This is a genomic window from Caproicibacterium sp. BJN0003, from assembly GCF_026314295.1.
GTDB lineage: Bacteria > Bacillota > Clostridia > Oscillospirales > Acutalibacteraceae > Caproicibacterium.
This window is the reverse complement of sequence record NZ_CP111108.1, coordinates 572,722-588,055: the sequence shown is the minus strand read 5'-3', so window position 1 is coordinate 588,055 and position 15,334 is coordinate 572,722. Positions and strand designations below refer to the sequence as shown.

General features: G+C 45.2%; 16 protein-coding genes. 7 read left to right on the top strand and 9 right to left on the bottom strand.

The window, feature by feature from the left end:
• Nucleotides 1-192: 192 nt before the first annotated feature.
• The 9 genes from OP489_RS02880 to acpP all read right to left on the bottom strand — a co-directional run bounded on the left by OP489_RS02880 (nucleotide 193) and on the right by acpP (nucleotide 6,962).
• The gene (locus OP489_RS02880; RefSeq protein WP_266162868.1) at nucleotides 193-687 is read right to left on the bottom strand and encodes a GNAT family N-acetyltransferase; all 495 of its coding nucleotides are present in this window, start codon (nucleotides 685-687) and stop codon (nucleotides 193-195) included.
• 43 nt (nucleotides 688-730) lie between these two features.
• Complete coding sequence (locus tag OP489_RS02875; protein WP_266162867.1) at nucleotides 731-1,879, bottom strand: THUMP domain-containing class I SAM-dependent RNA methyltransferase; 1,149 nt, start codon at nucleotides 1,877-1,879, stop codon at nucleotides 731-733.
• 79 nt (nucleotides 1,880-1,958) lie between these two features.
• A complete protein-coding gene (gene hpf, locus OP489_RS02870) occupies nucleotides 1,959-2,498 on the bottom strand; it encodes a ribosome hibernation-promoting factor, HPF/YfiA family (protein ID WP_266162866.1) in 540 nt (179 codons plus the stop codon).
• Nucleotides 2,499-2,624: 126 nt separating this feature from the next.
• Nucleotides 2,625-3,464, bottom strand: coding sequence for a fumarate hydratase (locus OP489_RS02865; protein ID WP_266162865.1), 840 nt, complete (start codon nucleotides 3,462-3,464; stop codon nucleotides 2,625-2,627).
• A 23-nt stretch (nucleotides 3,465-3,487) separates the two neighbouring features.
• On the bottom strand, nucleotides 3,488-4,672 hold the full coding sequence (locus OP489_RS02860; RefSeq protein WP_266162864.1) for an amidohydrolase: 1,185 nt from the start codon (nucleotides 4,670-4,672) through the stop codon (nucleotides 3,488-3,490).
• Between the two features lie 103 nt (nucleotides 4,673-4,775).
• Complete coding sequence (locus OP489_RS02855; RefSeq protein WP_266162863.1) at nucleotides 4,776-5,282, bottom strand: S1 RNA-binding domain-containing protein; 507 nt, start codon at nucleotides 5,280-5,282, stop codon at nucleotides 4,776-4,778.
• Between the two features lie 49 nt (nucleotides 5,283-5,331).
• Nucleotides 5,332-6,141: a septum formation initiator family protein gene (locus OP489_RS02850; RefSeq protein WP_266162862.1), complete on the bottom strand. Its 810-nt coding sequence runs from the start codon at nucleotides 6,139-6,141 to the stop codon at nucleotides 5,332-5,334.
• An 11-nt stretch (nucleotides 6,142-6,152) separates the two neighbouring features.
• Nucleotides 6,153-6,434, bottom strand: a complete 282-nt coding sequence (gene yabP / locus OP489_RS02845) for a sporulation protein YabP (protein WP_180341229.1) — start codon at nucleotides 6,432-6,434, stop codon at nucleotides 6,153-6,155.
• A gap of 294 nt (nucleotides 6,435-6,728) precedes the next feature.
• On the bottom strand, nucleotides 6,729-6,962 hold the full coding sequence (acpP, locus tag OP489_RS02840; RefSeq protein ID WP_180341230.1) for an acyl carrier protein: 234 nt from the start codon (nucleotides 6,960-6,962) through the stop codon (nucleotides 6,729-6,731).
• A 212-nt stretch (nucleotides 6,963-7,174) separates the two neighbouring features.
• Between acpP and OP489_RS02835 the strand changes: the two genes are divergently transcribed.
• From OP489_RS02835 to OP489_RS02805, 7 genes are all read left to right on the top strand, one after another.
• The gene (locus tag OP489_RS02835) at nucleotides 7,175-8,599 is read left to right on the top strand and encodes a shikimate kinase (protein ID WP_266162861.1); all 1,425 of its coding nucleotides are present in this window, start codon (nucleotides 7,175-7,177) and stop codon (nucleotides 8,597-8,599) included.
• Nucleotides 8,600-8,906: 307 nt separating this feature from the next.
• Nucleotides 8,907-9,932: a 3-deoxy-7-phosphoheptulonate synthase gene (aroF, locus tag OP489_RS02830; RefSeq protein ID WP_266162860.1), complete on the top strand. Its 1,026-nt coding sequence runs from the start codon at nucleotides 8,907-8,909 to the stop codon at nucleotides 9,930-9,932.
• 3 nt (nucleotides 9,933-9,935) lie between these two features.
• Nucleotides 9,936-10,778: a prephenate dehydrogenase gene (locus OP489_RS02825; RefSeq protein ID WP_266162859.1), complete on the top strand. Its 843-nt coding sequence runs from the start codon at nucleotides 9,936-9,938 to the stop codon at nucleotides 10,776-10,778.
• Complete coding sequence (aroB, locus tag OP489_RS02820; RefSeq protein WP_266162858.1) at nucleotides 10,775-11,848, top strand: 3-dehydroquinate synthase; 1,074 nt, start codon at nucleotides 10,775-10,777, stop codon at nucleotides 11,846-11,848. The genes OP489_RS02825 and aroB overlap by 4 nt, the downstream gene beginning before the upstream one ends.
• Nucleotides 11,845-13,122 (top strand): 3-phosphoshikimate 1-carboxyvinyltransferase, encoded by a 1,278-nt coding sequence (aroA, locus tag OP489_RS02815; RefSeq protein WP_266162857.1) that lies wholly within the window; start codon nucleotides 11,845-11,847, stop codon nucleotides 13,120-13,122. The genes aroB and aroA overlap by 4 nt, the downstream gene beginning before the upstream one ends.
• Complete coding sequence (gene aroC / locus OP489_RS02810; protein ID WP_266162856.1) at nucleotides 13,106-14,185, top strand: chorismate synthase; 1,080 nt, start codon at nucleotides 13,106-13,108, stop codon at nucleotides 14,183-14,185. The genes aroA and aroC overlap by 17 nt, the downstream gene beginning before the upstream one ends.
• Before the next feature lie 3 nt (nucleotides 14,186-14,188).
• Nucleotides 14,189-15,301 carry a bifunctional chorismate mutase/prephenate dehydratase gene (locus tag OP489_RS02805; protein ID WP_266162855.1) on the top strand — a complete coding sequence of 371 codons (1,113 nt, stop codon included), beginning with the start codon at nucleotides 14,189-14,191 and terminating at the stop codon, nucleotides 15,299-15,301.
• Nucleotides 15,302-15,334 lie beyond the last annotated feature (33 nt).

Here is a 15,334-nt window from a genome sequence, read left to right as displayed (position 1 = left end):
CCTTTAAAAATAAAGCATAGATTACTGTTTTTAGCACTCTTTATCCTTGAGTGCTAAACTTATTGTAACGGCTTGTGTCGAAAAAATCAAGGGGTTTTTCACAGAAATTTTCGATTTCATAAATTATTTACAATTAACGAATTTTCCCAGCCGCAAAAAAGAGCAGCAGAAAATTTTCTGCTGCTCTTTTTATTATAAAAGTGTTTTCTGAAGCCGTACCCCGTATGCGAAAAAAGGCTTGTCCAAGTACTTTGTCTGATCAACTTGATATCCATTTTTTTGATAAAAAGCGACGGCCGACGTATTTTTCTGAAACGCCCAAATTACGATCTCCCGAAAGCCTTCTTTTTGGGCCTGTGCTTCTGCAAAGCGAATCAAATCCGAACCAATTCTCTGCCGCTGAAACGCTTTTTTCAAATAAATGCGCCAAACTTCGAAAGAACCTTTTTTATCAGGATCTTCCGATGGGCCAATGGACAATAAAGCAACCACTTGGTGATCTTGCTCATAGATATAATTTTCCAGCCTGCCGGAAAGAAAGTCTTTCTTCAATCTTTCTTTTCTGTCGGCGCATCCCTTTTCCCCAAGCAGTTCTTTGTTTATATAATCTGCATAAACAGATTTCCAATTATCATTGACGATATCGCAAACAATATCCATATCCTTACTTTGCAGTGGACGAATCATTTTCTCCCTCCAAAACACGTATCTTAAAGCCTACTACCCTCTTTTAAAAATTTGAAAATGATTCTTCCTTTGGTGTCCGAAAATACTGATAGTATTGGCACTTAATCATTCCATTATAAAGTTTACGGCGGCGGTCCGCTTTACGTCCAAAGCATTCTTCAAACGTCTCATCAGGAGAAATGATTCCATAACTCCACCCATGTTTTGGAACAAAAGCCTTTCCCATCGTGCGGTAAAGTTCTTCTGCCTGATCAAGATCGAGCAGACGCTCTCCATAAGGCGGATTGCAAATGACACATCCAAAATCCCCCAGCGGCTGAAAATCATGCAAGTCCCGACTTTCCACATGAACATGACCGATCACGCCGGCTTTTTTTGCATTGTCCAATGCAAGATCTACCGCCGCTTTGTCAATATCAAAGCCGTGTGCCTCAAAAGCTGCATCCCGCAATACCAGCGAGCGGGCACGATCGCGTTCCTCCTGCCAAAGTTTTCCATCTATATTTTTCCAATGTTCAGCGGAAAAACGCCGCTGCATCCCCGGAGCAATATTCATTGCATACATAGCAGCCTCAATTAAAATCGTACCGGAGCCGCAGCAGGGATCAATAAAATTCGCATCCGAATGGACTCGGCTCAAATCGACCATTGCAGCAGCTAAAGTCTCTTTAATGGGCGCTTCTGCCGCATTCTGACGATAACCGCGCTTATGAAGTCCTGCTCCGCTGGTATCAATCATCAAGCTGATCTGATCTTTCATCAGCAAAAACTGGATCTGGTAAAGAGTTCCTGTCTCGTGGAACCAATCCACCCGATATTTTGATTTCAGCCGTTCCACGATCGCCTTTTTTATAATTTTCTGGCAGCTCGGCAAACTACTGAGTTGGCTCGAAAGGATTCTCCCTTTTACCGGAAACGCATCCTCTTTTCCGATCCACCGTTCCCACGGCAAAGCTTTCACTCCTTCAAAAAGCTGATCGAAAGTCTTTGAAGGAAATGTTCCCATCAATACCTGTACCCGCTCGCTATATCTGGAATTCAAGTTTGCACGAACAAGGCTTCTTTCATCTCCTGAAAAAATCACCTTTCCGTTTTGGGGACGAACATTCTGCATTTCCATTCTGCGCAGCTCGTTTGCCACCAGCCCTTCTACCCCTAAAATGCAGGGACAGCACAATTCAAATTGTTCCATAAAACCTCCATTGATAAAAATTCAGAAAAAGGCAGGGACGCTGACAAAAGAGCGCCCCTGCCGGACATAAACTCAGCTTTTATTCGCCGTTCGGCTCCAAAAAGCCGTAATTTCCGTCGCGGCGTTTATAAACGACATTGACCTCTCCCGTGTGTTCATTGCGGAACATAAAGAACTGATGTCCCAACATGTTCATCTGGAGGATCGCTTCTTCTACAGAAAGGGGCTTTACAAAGAAGTGTTTACTGCGCACAACTTTATATTCCTCTTCTTTATCAGTTTTCTCTTGTGGTGCATAATCGGCAATATATTGATCAATAGCCGCCGTATGAACCGCTTTGTCCAATTTCGATTTGTTCTTGCGGATCTGACGCCCCAAAGCGCTGATTACCTGATCCAGAGCATCATTCATTTCCTGCTCTGTATCTTCAGCACGATAAAAGATTCCGCGGTTTTGAATCGTAATTTCCACAGTCTGACGGTTCTTCTCTAAAGTGACCACTACTTTTGCCTGCGCATCTTCATCAAAAATGCGGTTAAATCGACTTAGTTTCTTAGTCGCAAGCTCTTTAAAATTATCGCGAAGATTAACCTTTCGTCCAATAATGGTGACTTTCATTCAGAACATCTCCTTTATCTTTTCAGCGAAAACGCTTTGCGTTTTCTTGGTTATAATATAGCATATATGCCAAAATAATAAAAGTGATTTTCTCGTATTTGTGAAAAATTAATAATTTTTTAAAAATTACAAAGTACAGCTGGCATGGCGGGTCACATGGCAGCCCATATTGACTGCCATCGGAAGACCAGCAATGTGAGTTGGAAACTGCTCAATCGCAACCGCCAGCGCCGTTACTTTTCCACCGAAACCCTGCGGCCCAATATTGAGTTCATTGATTTTTCCAAGTATTTTTTCTTCCAGAGAAGCATAATATGGATCTTTGTTCTTTTCGGAAACCGGGCGACAGAGTGCCTGCTTTGCAAGAAGTGCACACTTTTCGAAATCGCCTCCAATGCCGATGCCGACCACTACCGGAGGGCAAGGATTGCTTCCTGCCGCTTTTACGCTGTCCACTGCAAACTGAACCAAATCATCTTCTGTTGCAGACGGAAAAAACATTTTGATCCGGCTCATGTTTTCGCTTCCAAATCCCTTTGGTGCCACTGTCAATTTGATTTTATCTCCCGGCACCAAACGAGTATGCAGAATTGCAGGAGTGTTATCGTTGGTATTCCCTCTGCGAATCGGGTCTTTCACAACGGAACAGCGAAGAAGCCCCTCTACATATCCTTTGCGCACACCGGCATTGATGGCTTCTTCAAAATCGCCATTTAAATGAACTTCCTGCCCGACCTCTGCAAAGATGACCGCCATCCCGGTATCCTGGCACACCGGAACTCCGAATTCTCTTGCAGCATCCATATTACTGCATAGATCGCACAAAATGCTCTTTCCCATCGGAGAAGTCTCCACGCCACATTTTGTCCGAATCAGCTTTTCCAGATCTTTCGGAAGCTCCCGGTTTGCTTCTATGCAAAGTCTTGCCACGGTATCTGTAATTTGTGCTGTATCAACTTCTCTCATATTATCGGTCTCCTTTTTTTAATTTATTGTTCTGAATCCGAATTTTCATTAAAATGTTCAAAAATAATTTTTCCTCCAGCAACCACCGCCGCTGGTTTTTCATATCCGGAAAGCGGGTCGCCAAAAAAGAAAACAAGATCAGCATCTTTTCCGGGAAGAAGACTTCCCACACGGTCTGAAATTCCACAGATTTCTGCAGGCGTAAGCGTAATAGCACGCAATGCGCCTTCACGACTCATTCCCTCCCGCATCGCAAGGCCTGCACACATCGTCAGATACTGTAACGGAATCACCGGGTGATCTGTTACGATTGCCGTCGGGACCCCAAATTTTTCAAGAATTCCGGGATTTGCCGGCGTTTGATCGTGCAGTTCCGGTTTGCTGCGATCTGTAAAAAATGGTCCGGAAAGAATGCGGGCTTTCTTTTTCCGAAGCGCCTTTGCAATCTCATAGCCTTCCGTTCCGTGAATGATCACATAATCCAGATGAAATTCCTCTGCAATCCGAATCGCGGTAAAAATATCATCGGCGCGATGCGCATGAAAATGCACTTGGATCTTCCTTTGCAGCGCTGGAATCAGCGCTTCCGATTTGATATCAAATTCCGGTGGATCGACATCTTCATCTTTTTCACTTCTTTTAAGGTCGCTCAAATATCTTTGTGCCTTAAAAAGTTCTTCCCGTATTAAGGCCGCTGTTGCCATACGGGTAGAAGGAGTGCGATCTTTTCCATGATAAACGGTTTTCGGATTTTCTCCCAGTGCCATTTTGATTGCCAACGGTGCCTTTACGATCATCTCATCAATACAGTCTCCATATGTTTTTAAAGCTGCCATCTGACCGCCGATCGGATTTGCACTGCCCGGGCCGGTCACCACCGTTGTGATACCGGCTTCCAACGCATCCGTAAAGCAGCGGTCCCGCGGATTTACGGCATCGATCGCACGCAGCTGAGGCGTAACCGGATCGGTCTCTTCGTTGCCGTCGTCCCCTTCAAAAGTGAGCGCATCTTCCCACATTCCAAGATGGGTATGAGCGTCTACAAATCCGGGATAAACTTTTGCACCTTTGCAGTCTACAACTCGACCGCATCCGGAAGGCGCCGGCATTTCCCCTATTTTTTCGATTCGAGGGCCTTTTGTTTCGATCCAACCATCCGAAATGACCGGCCCCTCCATCGGATAAAGTTCACAATGAATAAAGAGCATAATTCCTCCTGCAAAAAAATCGGGACTGCCTCCGGGCAATCCCGATGAAAGGCAGAAAGAAAAGCAAAAATCCACTTTCTGCAAAGCTTTCCGCCTATTCTTATTATGATTTAGAGCCACCGCGGTGCGAGAATCCTCCTCCGCCTCCGCGTTTGTTTTCAGTAACCCGTTTAAGATCTGAAATTTTCTCATCGCTCGTCTGTTTAAAATGAGACATCATATCTTCAAAGGAAGCAGACTCCGGAGCCGACCTTGGCTGCCATTCAAAATTGCCGGGACGGCCGGCGCTCTGCATAGAAATATGCGGGCGCTGCGGACGAGGCGGACGTGACTGTCTCGGGCGCCCAGCGCCTTGACCTTCGCGTCCCTGCTGAGGAGCCATCAGTCTCTTCATAGAAAGGCTGATCTTTCCCTCTTCTGTGATATTGAGCACTTTTACCTTTACGGTCTGCCCTTCAGAAACAAATTCGTGGATATCCTGTACAAAAGTCGGTGCAATTTCAGAAATATGCACCATTCCAGTGTGCCCTTCGGGTAATTCTACAAATGCACCAAATTTCGTGATCCCTGTAACTTTGCCTTCCAGGACCGCTCCTACCTCAAGCTGCATAAATTGTCCGTTTCCTCCTCAAAAATTTGTCTGATATCTGATAACATGATCATGGTTCGCCGCCCATGCACACAAAAATCCGTTCTCCGGGTTTTGCAAGGCTTAGGCTTTCTCTGGCAACTCGCTCTACATAATCATCGCTCTGGCTGGAAGTGCTGAGGTCATGGCGAATTTCATCATTCACAATCTCCTGCACCTGCACCTGATGATTCAGTTGGTCGAGTTCCTGTTTTCGTTCTCTGATCTGTACCTGCTGATTCGTAACTGCCACCACCACATAAACCGCAAAAGCAAAGAGGGCAAGCCTGAGCAGGATACTTTTTCGGTTTTTAATTTTCTTTTTGGGTGGTACTTCCTGCATATGGCCCTGTCCTCCTTTTCTTTTTAAGTCCTTATTATGGATAGTTTTATTATACACTATTTTATGCTTTGGTTTCAAGGTGTTTTTTACGGAGAACGCTAATTTCGCACGAATCTTTCCGAAAAAGGAAGAAACAATTTCAATTTTTCTCCCTAAAAATTCGATTAATTTTTTAATTGGAACAAAAATCAGTTTTTTAAGGATCGATAAAATCCCCAAAAAGATTTTGCGCAGCCATTTTCCAATTGTTCGGTGAAGGATCCAAAAGGAGATAGCAGCACTGATCAAATGGAAAAAGCGCAGTTCTCCATAATTGACAGCCAACTCCCAAAGCATCATCAAAGGTGCCAGCAAAGCTAAAAAGGCAGACTCTAAGACGGTCCTAAAAAGTCGCTTTGCATGCACAAAAATAAAAACGGCCTGTAAAAGTTCCCAAAAAGGAACCACAATTGCCCCCAAAATGAAAAAAGCGCCGGCTCCCCAGATCAGCTGGGACAAAGGCGTATCCATCAGCGGAACAGGCGGGCAAAGAATCCACCCTGATCTTCCCGCCCGGCAACATAGGTCATCGAAACAACTTCGCCTTCAACTGAAAGCTTTCCCGTATCCATATTCAGCTCGCTGATTTTTAATTTTTGGCCTTTAATTACCAGCTGCCCATAATCGGTATAAGCAATCACAGTCTCTTCATCAAAACTATCTACCCGTGCAACGCCGGTGGCTTTTATCATATGTCGGTTTTCCAGAGTGAGGCTATGAGGTGTTTTTCCATTCTTTTCTGGTTCAGTCATCGTTTTTCCCTCCTCGTGCAATTCTATGCACAGAAAAAAACGATTATCCCATTTGCCTTTATTCTTTCATGAAAAGCCATTAATTATTTCTAAAAATATTCTGTTTCTCGTTAAATTTCAATTAAATATTCTATTTTATTTTGAAGTATGATATTATCAAATTAGTAATTTTTGGAAGAAAAATACAAAATGGAATTTTTAGTGCGTCATTAAAAAATCTTGCCGGAAATTTCCCCAATAATACACATAAAAAAGGCCTGCAGCAAAATGCTGCAGGCAATGAAGAATCAATTTTCATCCGATATGGTCTTCAATATACTTGACCAAATCACCGACAGTTTTGAGATTTTCTACTTCTTCATCCGGAATTTCCAGTTCGAATTCATCCTCGATGCTCATCAGCAAATCAACGACGTCCAACGAATCCGCGCCTAAATCATCCGCAATGTTTGTCTCGGCGGTAATGCTGTTTTCGTCTTCTACATCGAACTGCTCCGCGAGGATTGCTTTGACTTTCTCCAATACCATAAAATTTATCCCTCCTTTGCAGAATTTTCAAAAGGTATTTTCTCAAGTAGACAAAACACTGCACTATGCGGTATAATATCCACAACACCCGCTAGTTAAAAAGCGGTAATGAAAAATAATCTATCAACAATACTATTAGGGAATTCGGTCTTTGTCAATGTTTTTTTTGGATTTTTCATAAAATAATAACCGGATTTTTTTGGAGGAACTTTATGGGCAAAAAAAGCTTTGCCGTTATCGGCTATCCAATTGGCCATACCATGTCGCCGTTTCTTCATAACCGTCTGATGAAATTAAGCGGTATAGAAGGCACATACACAACAATGGAGATCCCACCGGAACAACTGTTGGATTCTCTGCCTCGTCTGCGGAGCCTGGATGGATTCAATGTGACGATCCCCCATAAGCAATCGATTTTGCCGCTGCTCTATCAGGCCGATGAAAAAGCAAAAGCTTTCGGCAGCGTCAACACGGTTGAAAATCATAATGGTCGATTGATCGGTCATACCACTGATGGGGATGGTTTTCTTCATACAATTGAGGACGCCGGCTTTTCTTTGCAGGGACATTGTCTGATCCTCGGAAACGGTGGTGTTGCGCAGGTATTTATCAACGAAATTCTGCGCAAAAGTAAAAGCCCTCATATGACGATTGCTTTACATCGCCATCAGAATGAGCTGCCGCTCGACGACAGCAATGCTGTTTTCTCTTTCCATCAACGCTGCGACCGGATTGCGGAAACTTTAAGCGAAACTTGCCGGAAAATTGGCAAAGAAAATGCCGTAATCGATCTCTGTTCATTTGAAGAGCTGGAGGGAATGGTAAAATCAGGGCAAAATTTTGACCTCCTGATTAATGCTACCAGCGTTGGAATGTATCCTCACCTTGCAGACTGTCCTGTCAGTGAACTGGTTGTGTGTGCCTGTAATACTGTCTTTGATGCAATCTACAATCCGCTTACCACCCAACTTCTGCATCTAGCCAAAAAGAATGGAATTCCTGCCATCGGCGGAATGGGCATGCTGGTATGGCAAGCTGCTGCCGCACAAAAGATTTGGACCGGAAAAACATTTTTGCCAGAACAGGTTACCCCCATTATCGAAGACGCTCAAAATGCTATGCAGCGCCGTTTTGGGAATATTATTCTCTGCGGCTTTATGGGCTGCGGAAAAACCACGGTAGGTGCAATTGTCTCTAACGCATTAAATCGGGAATTTATCGATATAGATTCTTATATTCAAAAGCAATCCGGAAAAACCATCTCAGAAATTTTCGCACAGGACGGTGAAAAAGCATTTCGAGAAATGGAAACCAAAGCCGTTGAAACTCTTTCCCGCAAAGAAGGCCTCGTCATCGCTGCCGGTGGAGGATGCCTACTCAATCCCAAAAATACAGAACTTTTTAGAGAAACCGGCATTACAATTCTGCTGGATGCGCCGCTTGCACTCATCGAACAACGCTTAAAAGATGATCACAGCAGACCGCTTTTGGAATGTGAAAATCGAGAAGAAGCAATGCGCATTCTTTATGAAAAACGCCAGCCGATTTATGAGGAAGCTGCCGATTATGTGGTTCCTGTCAAAAACACCAGCGAAGAAGCTGCATGTTTGATTATGGAACTTCTTCATGCCGACTAAGTTTTGCTTTTTCACTTTTAATCAATAAAGTGCTTGACAGATCCCTTCAAAGTGAAGTATGATAGGCTTAATCAAACAAAAAGGAGCTTTTCCATGACTGCTCAACTACTTTCCGCACGATTTACAGGTTTTGATTTCCTTCGCTATTTTATGGCGCAGGCTGATTTCTTATACTGTAAAATTCGTGGTAAGTTCCTCTGCAGATAAAAGTTCTGTTGATTCAGAACATTGGAATGGTGAAAAAGGCGGAGCTGAAACGATCAGCTTTGCCTTTTATTTTTTTAAATGAGATAAAGGGGTTCAGAATATGATTATCGTTTTAAAGTCGGAGTGTTCCAAGGAACAAATCGAAGCATTCACCAAGGAATTAGTACAGAAATATCATGTTCAGGTGAATACATGGGTCGGCACACAGAGCACCGTATTGGGTCTCTTAGGAGATACCAGTGCAATCGATATTGACTATATTGCGGCTCAGGAATTTGTCGAAAATGTCAAACGAGTTCAAGAGCCTTATAAAAAAGCAAATCGCAAATTTCACCCGGACGATACCGTAATTCGGCTTCCCGGAGGACAACAGATCGGCGGCGGTACTTTCTCGATGATCGCCGGTCCCTGCAGCGTAGAAAGTGAATCACAAATTACCGAAGTTTCTAAACGCGTTAAAAAAGCCGGAGCACAATTTTTGCGCGGCGGTGCCTTTAAGCCTCGCACCAGTCCCTATTCTTTTCAGGGGCTCAAAGCAGAGGGGCTGGAACTTTTGAAAAAGGCAAAAAATGTTACCGGAATGCCGATCGTAACAGAAATTATGAGCCCGGCTCATATTGAATTGTTTCTCAACGAAGGCGTTGATATCATTCAAGTCGGCGCACGAAATATGCAGAATTTCGAGCTTTTAAAAGAGCTCGGTCATATTAAAAAACCGATTCTTTTAAAGCGCGGTCTTTCCAGCACCATCGAAGAACTTTTGATGAGCGCAGAATACATTATGGCCGGCGGAAACGATCAGGTCATCCTCTGTGAGCGTGGGATTCGCACCTATGAGACCTATACGCGCAACACATTAGATATTTCCGCCGTCCCGATTTTAAAGCGTCTCTCTCATCTGCCTGTGATCGTAGATCCCAGTCATGCCAGTGGAATCTCATGGCTGGTAGAACCGCTCTCTATGGCAGCGATTGCAGCCGGAGCAGACGGATTGATTATCGAGGTGCACAACAATCCTGCAAAAGCGCTTTCAGATGGTGCTCAAAGTCTGACTCCAGATCAATTCGACAAAATTTCCGACAAAATTAAAAAGACAGCAGAATTTTTCGGCAAGGAAGTGCGATAACCATTGAAGCAGAAAAAGCGAATTGTAATTGTAGGTTTAGGGCTGATCGGCGGAAGCCTTGCTCGTGCGTTTTCCGAATATACAGACAGCCTCGTTACCGGATTTGACAGTGATCCTGCCGTTCTGGAAGAAGCCCTCTCTATCGGGGCCATTCAAAAAGAAGCCGATTTAGCCGATTTAAAATCGGCAGATTTGACCTATCTATGCCTTTATCCCGGTTCTGATATTGAATTTGTAAAATCCCATCTGCATGCCTTTAATCCGGATGGAATTGTCACAGACGTCTGCGGAATCAAAACTGCGGTCTGTGCCAAACTGAAAGAACTTTCTCAACTTGGTGGATTCACCTACTGTGGCAGCCATCCGATGGCTGGAACAGAAAAACATGGATTTTCGGCTTCGCAGGCTGATCTGTTCCGTGGTGCAAGCTATCTGATCGTTCCCTGCGGTGCTCCCCAAAGTGCTGTTGAAATTTTAAAAGAAACCGCTTATGAACTTGGCTTTGGCCGCGCCATCATTACAACACCGGAACACCACGACGCAATGATCGCTTTTACGAGTCAGATTCCGCATGCCTTGGCCTGCGCCTATGTGATGAGTCCTTACTGCCCACAGCACCGAGGCTTTTCAGCCGGCAGTTACCGAGACGTTTCCAGAGTCGCCAATATCAACGAAGTGCTCTGGTCCGAACTGTTTTTGGATAATGCAGGACCGCTTCAAACCGAACTCAATACACTGATCCGCAATCTCAGTGCAATTCGGGATGCGATTGCCGCCAAAGATCAACCAAAACTGGAATCTCTTCTTCGGCAAGGTCGTTTAGTAAAGGAGAAATTGGGAGAATGATTTTACAGATACAGGTTGGACATCCTTATGAAATTCAAATCGAGCCGGGGTGTATCAAGGGACTTGGCAAACGCGCTGCCCAACTTTTCCCGAAAGCTGCTCGCTGCTGTGTTATCGGAGACAGCCATACATTGCCCCTCTATGGAAAAACAGCAGAAGAAAGCTTAAAAACAGCCGGGTTTTCTGTTTCTACCGTTTCTTTTGAAGCCGGAGAAGCACGAAAAACGCTCACAACAATTTCATCTTTTTACGATGCTTTTTGTGAAGCACATTTGACCCGTACCGACTTTGTCGTCGCATTGGGAGGCGGAGTCACCGGAGATATGGCCGGATTTGCGGCTGCCAGCTTTTTAAGGGGAATCCCGTTTATTCAGGTTCCCACCAGTTTGCTTTCACAGATTGATTCCTCTGTCGGTGGAAAGACAGGCGTTGATCTTCCGCAGGGCAAAAATATGGTTGGTGCATTTCATCAGCCCTCCTTTGTTCTGATTGATCCTAATACATTAAAAACGCTTCCTGATCAATTTTTTTCGGATGGCATGGGAGAAGCTATTAAATATGGATGTATCAAGAGCCGCGTCTTGTTTGACTTTTTAAAAGAAAATCATATCGATTCTCTGCGGCAAAGTTCCGAAAAGCTCTGCGATCTGATTCGTCAGTGCATCGAAATTAAACGTGCCGTTGTGGAACGGGATGAGTTCGACACCGGTGAACGAATGATGCTCAACTTTGGACATACCTTTGGCCACGCACTGGAACGGCTGCAAAGCTACGGTGGTCTTACTCATGGTGCCGCTGTTGGAATCGGCTGTGTGATCGCCGCTAAGATTGGAGAAGGACTGGGCGTTACTCCTACCGGAACCCATACTGAAATTGCAGAATTGCTGCAGAAGTACGCACTTCCCACTTCTTTTACAGAATCCATTGACGACTTGATTGCTGCCACCGGAAACGATAAAAAAAGTACTGCAGACAGTATCAATCTCGTTCTTCTGCATCAAATCGGCGATGCTTTTCTTCGCAAAACTCCGCGCTCAGAATTGCCAAAGCTGTGCGAGGTGTTAAGATGAGCTCTGCTGTTATTTCTCCAGGGAGCCTCTCTGGAAAGCTTTCTGTTCCACCCAGCAAAAGTGCTGCCCACCGTGCAATTATTTGTGCAGCGCTTTCCCAAGGAGAAAGCTTTCTCTCTCCGGTTGCAGACAGCAAGGATATCGAAGCAACAATCCGTGCTATCTCGGTATTGGGCGCGCATGTTGCGCTGCAAGAAGACCTTTTGCGTGTCTCCGGGCTAAAAAAAGATTCCCTTCCATTCGGTCCCATACCGGTAGACTGCGGAGAAAGTGGCTCCACCCTGCGGTTTTTAATTCCGATTTTCGGTGTTCTGGGGATTCCGGCGCTTTTTACAGGCCATGGGCGCCTTCCGCAAAGGCCGATTGGCTGTTATCTTGACTGCCTACCTGCACATAGCCTTACCTGCGATACAAAAGGTGGTCTTCCATTAGCAATCTCCGGAAAGCTTACCTGCGGCACTTTCTCTTTACCCGGAAACGTCAGCAGTCAGTTTATAACAGGCCTTCTGCTCGCTTTGCCGCTGTTAAAAGGAAACAGTGAAATTGTTTTGACAACGCCGCTGCAAAGTACCGCATATGTGGAAATGACGATCGAAACCATGGTTTCCTTTGGCGTCACGGTCATTCCCACCGAAACCGGGTGGCAGATTCCAGGAGGGCAAGCCTATCATGCCTGCCGGTTCTCTGTCGAACGCGACTGGAGTCAAGCCGCATTTTTTCTCGCAGCATCAGCTCTCGGCAGCGATCTTTCTTTTTTAGGTCTTTCAAAAGACTCTGCTCAGGGAGACCGCGCCGCCTTGGAATTATTTCGAAAATTTGGCGCACAAATAAACTGGCAAAAAGATGGATCTCTTCATGCAAAAGCCGGCACGCTTTCTGGTATTGAGATCGACGCAGGTGAAATTCCGGATCTTGTTCCGGCGCTTGCCGTGTGTGCCGCCCTCAGTCCGGGAAGGACAGTAATATCGAATGCCCAACGGCTACGAATCAAGGAAAGCGACCGTCTAAAAGCAATTCACGACGGGCTTAGTGCTTTAGGTGCCCATATTATAGAAAAGCCGGACGGGCTGATTATCAATGGAATCTCGGCTTTTCATGGTGGAGAAGTGGATGGCTTCCATGATCATCGAATCGTGATGGCGCTTTCGATTGCTGCTCTCTCTGCCGAGAGTCCGGTAACCATTCACGGTGCAGAAGCTATTCAAAAAAGCTATCCGAATTTTTTTGAAGATTTTAAACGATTAGGGGGAAACGTCCATGTCATCATGGGGTGAACGTGTAAAACTAACAATCTTTGGAGAAAGTCATGGTCCTATGATTGGTATGGTGTTAGAGGGCCTTCCCGCGGGAGAAATGATTGATTTAGAGGCAGTAAAAAAGCAGATGGCGCGCAGAGCTCCCGGGAATGACCCAACTGCTACTGCCCGCAAAGAGAGCGATACACCGATCATCGTTTCCGGCATTTGCAATCAAATCACAACCGGAGCACCTCTCTGTGCCGTCATCGAAAACAGCAATCAACATTCTGGAGATTATGAATCTCTTAAAAATATTCCGCGCCCCGGTCATGCCGATTATGCTGCTTTTCTCCGATATCACGGCTTTTCCGATTTGAGAGGCGGCGGCCACTTTTCCGGCAGACTGACTGCGCCTCTCGTCCTTGCCGGCGCCATCTGCCGTCAAATCTTAGAACGACGCGGCATTGTAATCGGTGCACATGCCTACGCAGTTCATAATGTTTTTGACACGCCTTTCGACAGCGTCAATATTGATGCCAAAACACTTTCCGCACTGAATACCGCTTTCTTTTCCGTTATTGATTCAAAAGCACAGGAAAAAATGCGGCAGAAAATTGAGGCTGCACGTCTGCAAGCGGACAGCGTCGGTGGAATCGTCGAATGCGCCTGTGTGGGAATTCCCGGTGGCTATGCAGAGGAAGGCATGTTTGGCGGTGTAGAGAGTGTTCTTTCTTCCATTTTATTTGGAATTCCCGCCTGCAAGGGTGTAGAATTTGGCGATGGATTCAAAGTCTCTTCCCTTTTAGGCAGCGAAAATAACGATTCGTATTTTTACGATGAAACAGGTTCCATCAAAACGCATACCAATCACGTCGGAGGAATTCTAGGTGGAATTACAACCGGAATGCCATTGATTTTCCGCTGTGCTTTTAAGCCGACTCCCTCCATTGCAAAAGAGCAAAATAGCGTTGATCTATCGACACACCGCAACGTAAAGCTTCAAATCAAAGGGCGTCACGATCCCTGCATCGTACCGCGGGCGATCCCTGTGGTAGAAGCCGCTGCGGCTCTTGCAATCATGAATCTCTGGAGGGACTAAAAGATGGAACTATCTGATATCAGGAAAGAAATCGATCAAATCGACGCACAGCTTTTGCCACTTTTAACAGCACGAATGGAATGTGCAAAAAAAGTTGCCGTCTATAAAAAAGAGCACCAAATTCCCGTACTCAATAGCAAGCGGGAAGAAGAAATTCTTGACCGCGTGGAAAAGGAAGCCGGAGAATACGGCGGTACTGCCCGTGTGATCTTTTCAGCAATCATGAGTCAAAGCCGCGCGCTGCAACACCAAATGCTAAGTGCCGGAAAACCACTGCGGCAGCTCTTGCAAAACGCCCGGGAAGCACCTAAGAAAAGTAATCGAATTGCCTGCCTCGGCAGCCCTGGAAGTTATAGCCATTTGGAACTATTAACCCTTTATCCAAAAGCACAGCCGGTTTTCTGTCCGAATTTTTCGTCTATCTTTTCCACGCTCGAAAAGGAAGACGCGGACCTCGCTCTGGTCCCGATCGAAAATTCTTCTGCCGGAAGTGTTCTGGAAGTATATGATCTACTCTTAAAATACCGATACTATATCATTGCTGCCGGAAAATTATGCGTCAATAATGTTTTGGCAAGTAAATCCGGATCACTTGACGGGGTAACGTCACTTTACAGCCACCCACAACCTTTGATGCAGTGCAGCACTTTTGTAGAATCCTGTGGTCTTTCAGTCAAAAAGTGCAGAAGCACAACAGAAGCTGCCGCTATGGCTGCAAAAGATCCAAATTCGGCTGCGCTCTGCGGAAAAAAAGCTGCCGAAGAGAATCAGCTCAAAATTGTTCCGCTGAAGGTACAGAACTGCAGTGCGAACCATACCCGATTTTTGGTATTGAGCCGTGAGCTTTGTCTTTCTAAAAAAGCTGATAAGATCAGTGTCTGCTTTAATCTACCCCACCGTACCGGCAGCTTAAACGGTGTTCTCTCCCGTTTTGCTGCAGCAGAAATGAATCTGACAAAGATTGAATCCCGCCCGATTATTGGAAAAGAATTCGAGTATGATTTTTATTTGGATTTTTCCGGAAATATCCACGATCCTGTTGTGTTGGAACTTTTGTGTTCTCTTTGGGATGAACTGCCGCGCTTCTCATTTTTGGGGAATTATCCGGAAAATTAACCGAACCATAAAAACAGCCTTCCGGTATCTTTT

What these genes read in the sequence shown, in the direction of transcription:
- OP489_RS02835 (WP_266162861.1), top strand. Translation starts at nt 7,175, where the DNA reads ATGGGCAAAAAAAGCTTTGCCGTTATCGGCTATCCAATTGGCCATACC.
- hpf (WP_266162866.1), bottom strand. Translation starts at nt 2,498, where the DNA reads ATGAAAGTCACCATTATTGGACGAAAGGTTAATCTTCGCGATAATTTT.
- OP489_RS02865 (WP_266162865.1), bottom strand. Translation starts at nt 3,464, where the DNA reads ATGAGAGAAGTTGATACAGCACAAATTACAGATACCGTGGCAAGACTT.
- OP489_RS02805 (WP_266162855.1), top strand. Translation starts at nt 14,189, where the DNA reads ATGGAACTATCTGATATCAGGAAAGAAATCGATCAAATCGACGCACAG.
- aroF (WP_266162860.1), top strand. Translation starts at nt 8,907, where the DNA reads ATGATTATCGTTTTAAAGTCGGAGTGTTCCAAGGAACAAATCGAAGCA.
- aroA (WP_266162857.1), top strand. Translation starts at nt 11,845, where the DNA reads ATGAGCTCTGCTGTTATTTCTCCAGGGAGCCTCTCTGGAAAGCTTTCT.
- OP489_RS02875 (WP_266162867.1), bottom strand. Translation starts at nt 1,879, where the DNA reads ATGGAACAATTTGAATTGTGCTGTCCCTGCATTTTAGGGGTAGAAGGG.
- yabP (WP_180341229.1), bottom strand. Translation starts at nt 6,434, where the DNA reads ATGACTGAACCAGAAAAGAATGGAAAAACACCTCATAGCCTCACTCTG.
- acpP (WP_180341230.1), bottom strand. Translation starts at nt 6,962, where the DNA reads ATGGTATTGGAGAAAGTCAAAGCAATCCTCGCGGAGCAGTTCGATGTA.
- OP489_RS02860 (WP_266162864.1), bottom strand. Translation starts at nt 4,672, where the DNA reads ATGCTCTTTATTCATTGTGAACTTTATCCGATGGAGGGGCCGGTCATT.
- aroB (WP_266162858.1), top strand. Translation starts at nt 10,775, where the DNA reads ATGATTTTACAGATACAGGTTGGACATCCTTATGAAATTCAAATCGAG.
- OP489_RS02880 (WP_266162868.1), bottom strand. Translation starts at nt 687, where the DNA reads ATGATTCGTCCACTGCAAAGTAAGGATATGGATATTGTTTGCGATATC.
- aroC (WP_266162856.1), top strand. Translation starts at nt 13,106, where the DNA reads ATGTCATCATGGGGTGAACGTGTAAAACTAACAATCTTTGGAGAAAGT.
- OP489_RS02855 (WP_266162863.1), bottom strand. Translation starts at nt 5,282, where the DNA reads ATGCAGCTTGAGGTAGGAGCGGTCCTGGAAGGCAAAGTTACAGGGATC.